Annotated in this window: 12 protein-coding genes; all 12 read left to right on the top strand. The window is 42.4% G+C overall.

Features of this window, described 5'->3' with window-relative positions:
* The first annotated feature begins 2 nt into the window (after nt 1–2).
* The 12 genes from AAFN85_RS24220 (at nt 3) to AAFN85_RS24275 (ending at nt 13,295) form a co-directional block, all read left to right on the top strand.
* The gene (locus tag AAFN85_RS24220) at nt 3–2,105 is read left to right on the top strand and encodes a M60 family metallopeptidase (protein WP_347530321.1); all 2,103 of its coding nucleotides are present in this window, start codon (nt 3–5) and stop codon (nt 2,103–2,105) included.
* A gap of 93 nt (nt 2,106–2,198) precedes the next feature.
* Complete coding sequence (locus tag AAFN85_RS24225; protein ID WP_347530322.1) at nt 2,199–2,894, top strand: YjjG family noncanonical pyrimidine nucleotidase; 696 nt, start codon at nt 2,199–2,201, stop codon at nt 2,892–2,894.
* A complete protein-coding gene (locus AAFN85_RS24230) occupies nt 2,891–3,424 on the top strand; it encodes a DinB family protein (RefSeq protein WP_347530323.1) in 534 nt (177 codons plus the stop codon). Before AAFN85_RS24225 ends, AAFN85_RS24230 begins: the two co-directional genes overlap by 4 nt.
* A gap of 255 nt (nt 3,425–3,679) precedes the next feature.
* Entirely contained in the window at nt 3,680–4,534 is an 855-nt protein-coding gene (locus tag AAFN85_RS24235) for a UDP-2,3-diacylglucosamine diphosphatase (protein WP_347530324.1), read from the top strand.
* Nucleotides 4,535–4,648: 114 nt separating this feature from the next.
* Nucleotides 4,649–5,641, top strand: coding sequence for a glycosyltransferase family protein (locus AAFN85_RS24240; protein WP_347530325.1), 993 nt, complete (start codon nt 4,649–4,651; stop codon nt 5,639–5,641).
* Between the two features lie 409 nt (nt 5,642–6,050).
* Nucleotides 6,051–7,037, top strand: a complete 987-nt coding sequence (locus tag AAFN85_RS24245; RefSeq protein WP_347530326.1) for a DUF6427 family protein — start codon at nt 6,051–6,053, stop codon at nt 7,035–7,037.
* A gap of 103 nt (nt 7,038–7,140) precedes the next feature.
* Complete coding sequence (gene purQ / locus AAFN85_RS24250) at nt 7,141–7,833, top strand: phosphoribosylformylglycinamidine synthase subunit PurQ (RefSeq protein WP_347530327.1); 693 nt, start codon at nt 7,141–7,143, stop codon at nt 7,831–7,833.
* On the top strand, nt 7,833–8,576 hold the full coding sequence (locus AAFN85_RS24255) for a type III pantothenate kinase (protein WP_347530328.1): 744 nt from the start codon (nt 7,833–7,835) through the stop codon (nt 8,574–8,576). The genes purQ and AAFN85_RS24255 overlap by 1 nt, the downstream gene beginning before the upstream one ends.
* Nucleotides 8,569–9,894, top strand: coding sequence for a hypothetical protein (locus AAFN85_RS24260; RefSeq protein WP_347530329.1), 1,326 nt, complete (start codon nt 8,569–8,571; stop codon nt 9,892–9,894). The genes AAFN85_RS24255 and AAFN85_RS24260 overlap by 8 nt, the downstream gene beginning before the upstream one ends.
* A gap of 9 nt (nt 9,895–9,903) precedes the next feature.
* Nucleotides 9,904–10,485, top strand: coding sequence for an LPS export ABC transporter periplasmic protein LptC (lptC, locus tag AAFN85_RS24265; protein ID WP_347530331.1), 582 nt, complete (start codon nt 9,904–9,906; stop codon nt 10,483–10,485).
* Between the two features lie 106 nt (nt 10,486–10,591).
* Nucleotides 10,592–12,709, top strand: a complete 2,118-nt coding sequence (locus tag AAFN85_RS24270; protein ID WP_347530521.1) for a SurA N-terminal domain-containing protein — start codon at nt 10,592–10,594, stop codon at nt 12,707–12,709.
* 70 nt (nt 12,710–12,779) lie between these two features.
* Nucleotides 12,780–13,295: a DUF2480 family protein gene (locus AAFN85_RS24275; protein ID WP_347530332.1), complete on the top strand. Its 516-nt coding sequence runs from the start codon at nt 12,780–12,782 to the stop codon at nt 13,293–13,295.
* Nucleotides 13,296–13,330 lie beyond the last annotated feature (35 nt).

Genomic DNA, 13,330 nt, shown 5'->3' on the forward strand with positions numbered 1-13,330 from the left:
CAATGACCAAGCTTGACTTTCAGGAAACCCTCAAATCAAGTGTTATTGTCACTTCCTCATTAGGCAAAGGGAAAGTTTTAGCAATTGGGGGCACCGCTTATTTTAACCACGATATGCTTAAAAACAGCAACGTGGCGCAACTGAACAGAAATATGCTCGCCTGGGCTGGTGCAGGTAATAGAAAGCTTCGCATCGCAATTACAGAAACTGCCGACCCCGCCCTTCATGATTTTCTGATTAAGGAGAAGTCGTCTGTTTATACCATCAAAAACTTCGATTTTAAAAAACAAACAGATCTGTTGATCTTGAATACTGATATAGCTGATTCAACGCAGTTGAAAAAAATTGACGACTTTGTGAGTAATGGAGGTAGGTTGATATACGCTTCGCCTTATTCAGATTGGTTTGTGCATAGAGATACTACAAAGCAGCCTCAATACCACGATATAAAGCTGAATAACTTGCTTGCCAAAGCGGGTGTGGTAAATCTGAACGCACTGGTTATACAAACCCCAACCACTAATAAACTTGTTACCGATAGTGTACCCGATTACCTGCGCGTTAAGAGTATGTTGCCGCGTGCTTTTAAAGAACCCACTACCTTAACGGATGACAATATTAAACGGTATTTTGTTGATCCTACCCTTTATGTGATCTATAAATACAAAGAATATAACCTTGAAACTGTTAAGTATATCAATGAATTTTTTAAACTACCAGAGATAATGCCCATACCAACGGAAGATAAGCCATGGCAAATTAATACACCCGCGCTTAAAACTACTGCTCGGGCGGGATATAAATTATATGCTATTCAGCAGGATTTTTACAATCACCCCGAAGTAAAGGCCGCGGGATATGAAACATTTCCGGGTTATGTTACTGAAACTGCCGCCCGAGTGAAAGAAGAAGTTACTATACCGGTAAAAGTAGGCACACAAGGGCTTTGGGATATGCCGGCCTATTACCGGCCGCATACTACCGGTTTGTACGTTCCTGCTGGCGAGAAAGTTAAGATTGTTATTAATACCGGTGATATTAAGCAGCACTTAAAAGCCCAGATAGGAGTTCATAACGACGATGTTACTCACCTTGACGAAATACATCGGATACCGGTAGATATGACCAAAATATTTGAGCTGGATAAGGATACTACCGAAATTTACTCGCCGTATGGTGGCTTACTGCTGATAAATATTAGCGATACCACTACCTTAAAAACCATTAAAGTGAAAGTTGATGGAGCAGTTAAAGCCCCGTATTTTAAATTAGGCGAAACCAGCGAAGCGGATTGGAATAATGCTATCCGTAACAACCCGGCCCCATGGGCCGAACTGGCTACCGATAATATTGTATTTACTGTCCCTTCAGATCATGTTCGCTACTTAAGTAATCCGGTAAAACTGATGCAGTTTTGGGACGAGGTAATGGATGCCGATGCCGACCTGGCCGGTATTTCTCGTAAGCGCGTGCACAATGAGCGGATAATTGTTGATGTAGATGTTGCAACGGGATACATGTATGCCCTTCCAAATAAAATTGTAGCGCCTAACGACGAGAACAGCTGGAATATGCTGAATGAAACATTTATGCGTTCCAATGGCTCGTGGGGGCATTTTCATGAATTAGGCCATCACCACCAGTTTTTCGATCTGGATTTTCCCGGCACAACCGAGGTTACGGTGAATTTATACACCATGTATATTTTTGATAAGGTGTTGCACAAAGGTATTTACAATCACGAGGGTATGAGCAATATGGCCGAGGTGTTGCAAAAAATAAAAACGTACCTTGCGGATAAGCCAAGTTATGAAAAATGGAGAGCTGATCCATTCTTAGCTTTAAGCATGTACATCCAGATCATCGACCGTTTTGGATGGGATCCAATTAGAAAAGCTAACGTCATTTATCGCAACCTGCCAAAAGAGCAATACCCCAAAACAGACCAGGACAAACGCGATCTTTGGTTCACAACTATTTGTCAAACCACCAATAGCAACCTGTCCCGCTTTTTTGATGTTTGGAAAATTCCGGTATCTGATAACGCTAAAAAACAGGTTGCGAGATACAAACCATGGTTTCCGGCGGCTTTGGAAAAGAATTGAAGATGGCCGAGGGGGCTATAATCAGGAATTGTTTAATTTTGAATTTCAGATAGAGGGTTAAATAAATCCGAAATTGAACATCCGAATTTCTAAATGAAAAACTACAAACACATCTTCTTTGATCTTGACCATACCATCTGGGATTTTGATAAAAACGCCGAAGAAGCCCTGCACGAGCTATATCTGATCCATCAGCTTAAAGAGATCGGACTGCATTCGGCCGAGCTTTTCATCGAAACTTATACCCGCAATAACCACCGCCTTTGGGCACAATACCACATTGGCGAGATCACTAAAGATGAGTTAAGGGATGCCCGCTTTAAATCAACTTTCACAGATCTTGGCCTGCACCCCGATCTGGTTCCGCTTGATTTTGAGGATGCTTACGTGCAACTTTGCCCTACCAAAACCAACTTGTTCCCGCACGCGCACGAAACGTTGGCGTACCTGCAATCAAAATATACGCTGCACCTGATCTCTAACGGGTTTAAAGATTCAACCCGTACCAAAATTGCCGGCTCTAACCTGGCTAAATATTTTCAGCACATCATTATTTCTGAAGATGTCGGCGTAAACAAACCTGATAAGGCGATTTTTCAGCACGCGCTTGATTTGGCCGGGGCTGTTAAGGATGAGAGCGTGATGATAGGGGATAGCATTGAGGCCGATATCCGCGGAGCGTTAAGCTTTGGGATGGATGCCATTTATTTTAATCCTTTTAACGTCGAAAAGCCCAAAGATGTGTTAGTACAGATAACTCATTTAAAAGAGTTAACTTCAATGCTATGAACATTGCCAAAGAACGCAAAGCTATCGATGCCGCCCTTGATGAATACCGCCGCTGGCTGGATGTAATCCCGGATGAGGAATTTGATGTAACCCCGCCGGATGGTAGCTGGAGTTATGCCGAGGTGTATAGTCACATTATGCAGGCTACATTAGGTTCATCAATAGCGCTTGAACGTTGTACGCATGGCAATTGCGAACCAAACAAAAAAGGCCTTACCCTGGCTGGCCGCTTTGTAATGCTTTTTGGCAGTTTGCCGCCGGTAAAAGTTAAAGTTCCGGCTGATGTTAACGCTAAGGTTGCCGTAAATAAAATATCAAAAGAGGACGCTAAAAACCTCATCATCAAATGCCGCCGCCGGGTGGAAACAACCGCTCCGTTAATAAAAGCTTCGCTACCCATCAATAAATACAAACACCCGCGTTTGGGTATGCTGAATGCCAGGCAATGGTTTAAGTTTATCAGGGTGCATTTGGAGCATCATTTAAACCAGTTGCAACGCGTCAAAAATAAATTTACAAAGGCAAAGTAACCTTTTATATTTAATGCAGTCTTAACAGTAGGATAATGTTAGATTTCAGACATTTGTAAAAATCTTTGTAATGAATTTTGAGTACGCATACCTTGTTGTTATTGGCTTGCTGATCTTAGTAGGTTGCTTTTATGCAAGCCCATATGAGTTAACCGTTAACGAAGATGAAGACGACGAGTAAATCGTTGTTGTATTAAATTAAAACATGTTGTTTCCGGCACTATATGTCGGCCTGTAAAATAACCGCTCAATTTAATGGCAAAACGCGAAGTTGATATTGCTGTAATATCCGATGTGCACCTTGGCACATACGGTTGCCACGCAAAAGAACTGCTTAAGTACTTAAAAAGCATTAAGCCAAAAATCCTCATCCTTAACGGCGATATCATTGATATCTGGCAGTTCAGTAAATCCTACTGGCCCGAAGCTCACATGAAGGTAGTGCGCCGTATCCTTAAATTTGTTACCGATGGCATCCCGGTGTATTACCTAACCGGTAATCACGACGAGATGCTGCGCAAGTTCACCGATTTTAACATGGGCACATTCCAGTTGTTGGATAAACTGGTGTTAAACATCGATGGCAAAAAAGCCTGGATCTTTCATGGCGATGTGTTTGATGTTACCATGCAGCACTCCAAATGGCTGGCCAAATTAGGCGCGGTTGGTTACGATACTTTGATTTTGATCAACAGTTTTGTTAACTGGTTCCTTACCGCCATTGGCAGGCAAAAAATGAGCTTTTCGCAAAAAGTGAAGGCCAGTTTTAAAGAGGCTGTAAAATTCATTAACCAGTTTGAGCAAACCGCGGCCGACCTGGCTGTTGATAAACAATATACTTACGTTATTTGCGGGCATATTCACCATGCCGAGATCAGGGAAATTCAATCAACCCAAAATACGGGGTCGGTAATTTACCTCAACTCGGGCGATTGGGTGGAAAGCCTTAGCGCGCTGGAGTACCACGAAGGCAACTGGAAAATATTTAAATACAACCCCGACGATTTTAACAATGATGCTGATGAAGAGGATAAAACCGATTCGGAAGATCTGAACGCCATGCTTGATGTTAAGAGTTTACTGGAGCGTTTTAAGCACGAACCCGATTAATTACTTCCCGGTAACATTTTCTTTGCTAAATTAAGCCCTTGAATTTTTGTGCCCCAAACGGTAGCGCTATTTGCACCGTAAAGGTACCTGCATCAACTTTTTGAAAATATTTTAATGAAGATACTGTTTGGCATACAGGGAACAGGCAACGGGCATATTAGCCGGGCGCGCGAAATTGTGCCTTTACTGCAACAATACGGCGAGGTTGATTTGTTAGTGAGTGGTACCGAAGCCGAAGTTTCCTTATCGCAGCCGCTTAAATACCGTTTCCATGGCGTGAGTTTTGTGTTTGGAACAAATGGAGGAGTTGATAACTGGGCTACATGGAAAATCATGAACCTGCGCCAGTTTCAGCGCGATCTGCGCAGCCTGCCTTTAAAAGATTACGATTTGATCATCAATGACTTTGAACCTGTGAGCGCCTGGGCTTGCAAACTGAGGGGCGTGCCGTCGGTATCGTTAAGTCATCAATGTTCATTTGTATCGCCCAATACCCCACGGCCCGAAAAAAAGGATCCCTTTGCGCAATGGTTGCTTAAAAACTATTCGCCCACTACCTACCATGTAGGCTTTCATTTTGAACGTTACGATAGTTTCATCAACACGCCTGTTATCCGCAGCGAAATAAGGCAGATGGAAACCAGTAATCTGGGCCACTACACCGTTTATTTGCCTGCTTACGATGATAAAACGTTGGTAAAATACCTTGGTCAGGCCAAAGATGTTAAGTGGCAGGTGTTTTCTAAAAGGCAAAAGCAGGCATACGTTGCCGGCAATGTTGAAGTATTCCCGGTAAGTAACGAAGCTTTTAATAAAAGCCTGGCCAGCTGTGAAGGCCTGCTTACCGGCGGCGGTTTTGAAGGACCAGCCGAAGCGCTTTTCCTGCAAAAAAAGGTAATGATGATACCTATGAAAGGTCAGTATGAACAGCAATGCAACGCGCTTTCGGCATCGAAGCTGGGCGTGCCTGTTGTTAAAGAAATTGATGAACAGTTCCCGGTTCACCTCAATAATTGGATCCATGATGGTAAAAAGATCATCGTCGATTTTCCGGATGAGACCGCACAGATAGTGGATAGAATGGTGAAGCAGTACGCTAAGATTTAACTACGCCGTCGTTGTTTCGTGGCCTACCCATGACAAGGAAAAAAGTTGTCATCCTGAGCGATAGCGAAGGATCTTCTTCAACAAGCAGGCCGCTATACAGGGCGAAGAAGATGCTTCGTACCTACCCATGACATGTTTAAAAATGGATGTCATGCTGAGCTTGTCGAAGCATAGTGGGCAGGACATCTGCGCGCGGACCTTCGACAAGCTCAGGGTGACAGGCCCGCCCGCCTGATGTCATATAATCCTTTAGAGGCCTCGGTTTTTATTTACTCAGCATGACAAAGGGGTAAATGTCATATTTCCTATAGCGGCCTCGGCTTTTATTACTCGCATTGCAGGCATGAAAGATATTGCTTAGTAAGCTGTTTTTCTGCTAATTTTGCAGCCTCAAATACAGCCGCTCATTATGATCAATCTTTTCCGCACTTATAATCCGCTCAACGTAATATGGCTGGCTGTTTTGCTTTTGGCGTTGCGTATGGGCTACCTTATACAGGTGCCCGAAAAGCTTGAGTTTATTTTTGTTGAGCCTTTTGCCCGCCTGCTGGTTCCGGTAAAATATGAGTACGCTTTTTCGCCTGCATTGAATGTGCTACTTGCCGCTGTGCTGGTATTTGTACAGGCCCTGCTTGTTAACTCGCTGATCAATCACCATAACTTGTTAGGTAAGCCCACTTTCTTGCCGGCTTTGATGTACATAACGCTATCTGGCTTATTTACGCCTTTTTTAACCCTGAGCGCACCGCTTATCGGTAATTTTTTGTTGATCTGGATGCTGTTTAAGCTCATCAATCTTTATAAAAGTGAAGATGCCAAATCAACGGTGTATGATCTGGGCTTGATAGTGGCGGTAGGTTCGTTGGTATATTTCCCCTTTATTTATTTGTTCCTGGCCATATGGATAGCCCTGGTTATTTTCAGGCCGATTAACTGGCGCGAGTGGGTAATATCTGTGCTTGGCTATGCAACTGTGTTTTTCTTTTTAGCGGTAATTTATTATCTTAATGATACCTTGCCACGCTTCAAAGGCATCTGGTTACCACTGGGTAAAAGGTTTCCTGATCATATCAGCATCACCTCATATACCTACCTTTTATTGGTGCCGGTTATCGTGATCCTGGTGCTTTGTGTGTTTAAATTGCAGCAAAACTTCTTTAAAAGCTACATTCAAACCCGCAAAACCTTCCAATTGCTGTTTTTTATTTTGCTGATAACGGCACTCTCTTTTTATGTAAACCCCGAATTTCGGTTAAACCACTTTTTATTGTGTACAGTGCCTGTAGCCGTGTTTTCGGCGTATTATTTTTTATATGCAAGTAAGCGCTGGTTTTACGAAACGCTGTATTTACTGTTGTTTATCAGCATCATTTACTTTCAGTTTAACAAATTTTAACTTTTAAATTCGTCCTTATTTAGGCGGTTATGTTAGTTTTGTAACGTGAAACTATTTTTGAAGTTAAATTAGTTCCATTCCAATTTTTTTAAAACAATTTTCGATGAAGTTTGGAGTAGTTATTTTTCCGGGATCTAATTGTGATGAAGACATCATATACGTATTAGAAAAAGTAATGGGTCAGCAGGTTGTGCGCTTATGGCATAAAGACCATGATTTGCAAGGTGTTGACTTTGTTGTTTTACCCGGTGGCTTTTCATTTGGTGATTACCTGCGCTCGGGCGCTATTTCCCGTTTCTCGCCAATTATGCAGGAGGTTATCCAGTTTGCAGCAAAAGGCGGTTATGTAATGGGTATTTGCAACGGTTTCCAGATCCTTACCGAGGCTGGTTTATTACCGGGCGCGTTATTACACAACACCAACCGCAAATTCATTTGCCGCAACATCTACTTAAAACCACAAACATTACAATCGTTGCCAACCGCGCAGCTTGACCCGCAGCAGGCATTACGTATCCCTATCGCCCATGGCGAGGGTAATTACTTTGCCGATGCCGATGTGATCAAAGCCCTTAATGATAATGATCAGGTAATGTTCAGGTATTGCGATGAAGCAGGTAATATTACTGCCGATGCCAACCCTAACGGATCTATTGAAAATATTGCAGGCGTTACCAACTTAACCCGCAACGTATTTGGTTTAATGCCGCACCCTGAGCGCGCTGCCGATGGTTTGCTGGCTAACGAGGATGGTTTGGCGATCTTTGAATCGATATTGTCAATAGTAAGGGCGTAATGACCTGTTTGGTTATCGATATCGGTAACACCCTCATTAAAATTGCTGTTTTTAAGCAGGACGAATTGCTTGAGGTGAACCAATATGAAACCGTCACTGCCGTTGTGCTTGATGCTTTACTTGATCGATATAAGCCTGTTAAAGGGATCGTATCGTCAGTAAAAAAAAGCACTGAGGCCTGGCAAAGCGAACTGGAAGCTAAAATTCCGCTGGTACATTTCAATACTTTAATGACAAGCGGAATAAAAAACCATTATTTAACCCCTCAAACCCTTGGTCCGGATAGGCTGGCCGCCGTAATAGGTGCCGCTAACATATACCCGGAGCAAAACAGTTTGGTAGTAACCGGCGGAACGGCCATTACTTACGATGGAGTTGATACTGCCGGAAATTATTTTGGCGGCAGTATATCGCCGGGCTTAAATATGCGTTATAAGGCTTTAAATTATTATACAGCTGGTTTGCCGCTTGTTGAGGCCGACCAGGGTTTTGAAGCCGGATACGGAAATGATACAACAAGCGCCATACGATCGGGCGTGCAAAACGGAATAAAATATGAGCTTATAGGTTTTATTGAAAGCTATAAAACCGAAGGCCAGCAACTGAACATTATACTAAGCGGAGGAGACAGCAATTTTTTTGATACTCTATTGAAAAATAGCATCTTTGCCCCCTACATAAAAATTGAACCTTATTTGGTTTTAAAAGGATTAAACGCAGCTATACAAAAGCATAATGATTAAATATACCCGGTTTTTTATAACTCTTTTATTGGCTGCTGCCGCTTATTCAGCCCAGGCCCAAACAACGGCAACATCAAGCTCTCCATATTCAAGATACGGTATTGGCGATATCAGCCCGCAGTTAATGGGGCAAAGTATTGGTATGGGTGGTATAGGCGTTGCTACCAATAAGATCAGCTTTTTTGATAATATCAACGTTATAAACCCCGCCTCTTATGGTGCTATCAGCCGCACCACATTTGATATCGGTTTATATTCAAATTTTATAACCTTAAATCAAACAGGTTCTGCAAGTCAAAAAAATAGCAACTTCAGGTTAAACCATGTTGCTTTCGCTATCCCAACTTCTAAAAAATCGGCGTTAAGCTTTGGTTTGTTGCCTTACAGCGAACGTGGTTACAGCTACAGAAGAACGGTTAATAAATTAGGTAATTCAGGTTCACCTGCCGATACCAGCACCGTTAATTATAACTATACCGGCGATGGTAGCTTATCAAAAGCTTATTTGGGTTATGGCTTTGGTTTAGGCAAGCATTTATTGTTAGGTGCAAACGTATCGTACATATTTGGTAACCTGAAAGATAGCCGTACTACCGAGTTTCCGGATCTGGCAGGTGCTATAAACAGCAAAGAGGAAAGCAGCAATGCCATAAGCGGTTTAAATTATGATTTTGGTGCCCAGTATTCGGTTGATTTTACCGATACCAAGCACCTTACTTTTGGTTATTCGGCTTCGTTAGGTTCGCAGCTTCATACCCAAAATACTTTTGTGGTAAGTTCGTACTTTAATGATGCCAATGGCGATCCTGATTTGCCTGCTGATAGTATCGTTAGCAATACAGGTCCTAAATCAAAACTTAAATTGCCTCTTATCCAACGGTTCGGTGTATCGTTTCAAAGCGACGGCAAGTTTTTAGTTGGTGCCGATTACTCGATGGGTAAATGGTCGCAGCTTTCAATTGCCGGCGAACCACAAGGCTTACAGGATAGCAAAACATTTAACATTGGTGGTTCATATACCCCTAATATTTCAACCATCAGAAATTACCTGGCCACTGTTGATTACCGCATAGGCGCTATTTACGATCAAACTTACATGCGCATTAACGGTACTACCGTTAAACGCTATGCAGGTACACTTGGCGTAGGTTTGCCATTGCGTTCAAACAATGGTACCAGCTTTTACAAGATCAATATAGCGGCCGAGATCGGTCAGCGTGGATCATTGGTTAATGGCCTGGTTAAAGAAAACTATGTTAATATCCATTTAGGCTTCACCCTAAATGATAAATGGTTTACCAAGTATAAATTCGATTAATCCTTTTTTATGCCTAAACGTGCGGGATATGTACAGGCTGCTGGCCTGTTAATGTTGCCATTGGCAGCAATACTATCATCGTGCGAAAACGACCTGAAAAAAGTAAGGGAAATATCGGCAAACCAAATTGATACTGTTGCGCAGCGCACTGTAGGGCTCGATCTGATCATGAGCGATTCGGCGAGGGTTGAGATCCACCTCACTGCTCCGTTAGAGATTGATTATCAAACTATCAAAAAGCCTTACAAAATAATGCCCAAGGGGGTAAACATAGTTTACTACGATAAAGAAACCGGGCTGCAATCGGGCAGTATCGTTGCCGATACGGGCATTCAGCGCGAAGAAGAAAAGCTGATCGAATTTCACGGGCATGTGGTAGCCACCAATACCAAAAACGAAACTTTTAAATCGGCCGAGTTATTCTGGGACCAGGTAACCAAGCGCGTTTACTCTAAAAAGCCGGTTCAGGCTTTGCTTAGTGGCGGTAACGTAATGAACGGCGATAGTTTTGAAAGCGACGATAAGCTGTTAAACCCCACTTTTCAGCAGGCTACCGGTATCATTCACGTAGATGAAAAAGATACACAATAATGACTTTTTTTCAGGAAAATTTTGTGTTATAGAATTTTAGTAAAAATTGTATCTTGCGCCCTCTTTTAACAGAGACAGAATAATTATAAATTGTAATATGGGTATAATGGGTTTTTTGCGCGAAAGGATGGGGAAAATTCTCGCATTCTTTATTGGCCTCGCGCTGCTTGCGTTTATTGTGAGCGAAGTTGTAAGATCGGGCGGTTCCTTTTTTAGGGACGATAGTAACGAGCTTGCCGTTGTAAACGGCGAAAAAGTGCCCTACGACAAATTTAATGCGAAGCTTGAACAAGCTTCACAGCAGTTTAAACAACAGGGACAGAGTATGTCTCCGCAAATACAAAGCTATTTGCAGGAAACTACCTGGAACCAGTATTTAAGCCAACTGTTGTTAGCTAAAGAAATTGAAAAATTAGGCTTAATTGTTGGCGACGACGAGATGAGCGTAATGATCGGCGATAACAATCCTGATCCACAGATCGCGCGTCAGTTTTCAGATCCGCAAACCGGTCAGTTTGATCGTTCAAGGTTTGATCAGTTCAAAGCCTACATCCAATCGGGCAAAGCTGATCCTACACAAAAGCAAGCCTGGAGCGATTTTGTTATCGACCTGATCGAAGCAAAAAAAGCTACCAAATACATGAGCATGGTTACAAACGGCCTGTATGTAAACTCGCTTGAAGCAACTGATGATTATGAGGCAAAAAACAAACTGGTTAGCTTTAAATACACCATGCTTGATTACGCTTCAATTCCTGATGCTAAAGTTACTTTAACTGATGGCGACTACAGCGCATATTACGATGCACACAAAGCTGAATTTAAAAACCCACAGGATACCAGGAATTTTGAATACGTAAGCTTTAACGCTGCCCCTTCAAAAGAGGATTCTGTTGCTACAAAACAACAGGTTGAAAAGATTGCCGGTGAATTTAAAGCATCAACCAACGATTCGTTGTTTGTACAGATCAATGCTGAAACTAAGGCTCCTTTAGTTTATCAGCGTAAAGGCGGTATCGATCCTAAACTGGATACTACCATGTTTAACGCTGCTAAAGGTTTCGTTTACGGTCCGTATTTAGAAAACGGAAGCTACAAAGTAGCTAAGCTGATCGATACCAAAACAACGTTTGATTCTGTTAAAACCAAACACATCCTTATCGATCTTGCATCGGCAGGTAGTGATGATAAAGCTAAAGCCAAAGCCGATTCGATCAAGAAACTGATCCTGGGTGGCAAATCATTTGATGAGCTGGCTAAAACTTTCTCTGCTGATAAAGGTAGCGCTGTAAAAGGCGGTGATATCCCTGCATTTGATGCCAATGGTAACATGGGTGGTCAGGGTACATTGGTTCCTGAATATTATAATGCAGCTTTCAAAGCTAATAAAGGTGATGTGATCATTGCTAAATCGCAATTTGGTTACCACATTATAAAAGTTGAAGATCAAAAAGGTTCTGTAAAACTGGTTAAAGTTGGTGTAGTTGATAAGCCGTTAAGTGCAAGCAGCAAAACTCAAACCGTTGCCTATAGCAATGCTCAGAAATTCCTTGGTAAATTAACTTCTGATAACTTTGAGGCTGAAGCTAAAAGCGAAGGCTTAAAACCACGCACTGCCGAAGATGTTACAGCTATCGCTTCTGGTTTGCCAGGTTTGGATAACGCCCGTGACGTTGTTAGATGGGCTTACAAAGCCGATGTTGGTGATGTTACCGATAAAGTATTTACAGTTGGCGATCAATATATCGTAACCCGCCTTACTGCTATCAAACCTAAAGGTACCCTGCCGTTAGAGGCTGTTAAAAAGCAAATTGAACCAGCTGTACGTGCCGCGGTTAAAGCTAAACAACTGAAAGAGAAATTTGACTCGGCCCTAAGCGGCGGCGCTTCAATTGAAGCGGTTGCGCAGAAGGTTGGTGGCAAAGTTACTCCGGTTGAGAACATTGTATTCGCTAACCCAATTATCCCGGGTTTATCTGCCGAGTATAAAGTTATCGGTTCGGTATTTGGTTCTGCCCCTGGTAAAATTTCGAAAGCTGTTGACGGTACACAAGGTGTTTATGTATTTGTTGTGAACGGTTTCACTAACCCACCGGCACTTACAAACGTTATCAAACAAAAAGAACAAATTGCCCAGGCAGCTTTACAACGCTCGCAAGGTGTGTTGCTTGATGCACTAAAAGATAATGCTACTGTAAAAGATAACAGAGCTAAATTTTTCTAAACAAAATTTAAAGTAAATTTGCATCCGGGAGTGGCATACAGCCGTTCCCGGATTTTTTGTTTTAAGCGATATGGAGATCCAGGAAAACATCATCAATAAAGTAGCGCAAAGCGGCTTGGTCACTTTAGATCCCGCGGATTTTTTTCCGGCAGGCGAACGGGTGATTTACGATATAACAGATAACCTTTTTCACGGCCTCATCCTGAAAGAAAAAGATTTCAGGGATTTTATAAAAGAGCACGATTGGGCACAATACGAAGGCAAAAACGTAGGGATTACCTGCACTGCCGACGCCATTGTACCAGCCTGGGCTTATATGCTGCTGGCCAACCGTATGGCCCCTTACGCCCGCGAAATTGTTTTTGGCGATAAAGATGTGCTTGAAACCGTATTATTTGAAAAGGAGATAGCTAAAGCCGATTTTGAGCAATACCGTGGTCAGCGTATTGTGTTGAAAGGTTGTGGGGATGTAGAGGTACCTACATCTGCCTATGTTGAGCTTACCAAAAAGCTAAGTGCTGTGGTGAAAAGCTTAATGTTTGGCGAGCCTTGCTCAACCGTGCCTATTTATAAACGTAAGGACTAAGTATTTACATAGCGCGGGGCAATAAAAATAAGTTT

Source organism: Mucilaginibacter sp. CAU 1740, from assembly GCF_039839285.1.
Taxonomy (GTDB): Bacteria; Bacteroidota; Bacteroidia; order Sphingobacteriales; family Sphingobacteriaceae; genus Mucilaginibacter.

Coding starts and splice junctions, on each gene's coding strand:
- lptC (WP_347530331.1), top strand. CDS start 9,904: ATGCCTAAACGTGCGGGATATGTACAGGCTGCTGGCCTGTTAATGTTG.
- AAFN85_RS24275 (WP_347530332.1), top strand. CDS start 12,780: ATGGAGATCCAGGAAAACATCATCAATAAAGTAGCGCAAAGCGGCTTG.
- AAFN85_RS24245 (WP_347530326.1), top strand. CDS start 6,051: ATGATCAATCTTTTCCGCACTTATAATCCGCTCAACGTAATATGGCTG.
- AAFN85_RS24260 (WP_347530329.1), top strand. CDS start 8,569: ATGATTAAATATACCCGGTTTTTTATAACTCTTTTATTGGCTGCTGCC.
- AAFN85_RS24220 (WP_347530321.1), top strand. CDS start 3: ATGACCAAGCTTGACTTTCAGGAAACCCTCAAATCAAGTGTTATTGTC.
- AAFN85_RS24235 (WP_347530324.1), top strand. CDS start 3,680: ATGGCAAAACGCGAAGTTGATATTGCTGTAATATCCGATGTGCACCTT.
- AAFN85_RS24225 (WP_347530322.1), top strand. CDS start 2,199: ATGAAAAACTACAAACACATCTTCTTTGATCTTGACCATACCATCTGG.
- purQ (WP_347530327.1), top strand. CDS start 7,141: ATGAAGTTTGGAGTAGTTATTTTTCCGGGATCTAATTGTGATGAAGAC.
- AAFN85_RS24230 (WP_347530323.1), top strand. CDS start 2,891: ATGAACATTGCCAAAGAACGCAAAGCTATCGATGCCGCCCTTGATGAA.
- AAFN85_RS24240 (WP_347530325.1), top strand. CDS start 4,649: ATGAAGATACTGTTTGGCATACAGGGAACAGGCAACGGGCATATTAGC.
- AAFN85_RS24270 (WP_347530521.1), top strand. CDS start 10,592: ATGGGTTTTTTGCGCGAAAGGATGGGGAAAATTCTCGCATTCTTTATT.
- AAFN85_RS24255 (WP_347530328.1), top strand. CDS start 7,833: ATGACCTGTTTGGTTATCGATATCGGTAACACCCTCATTAAAATTGCT.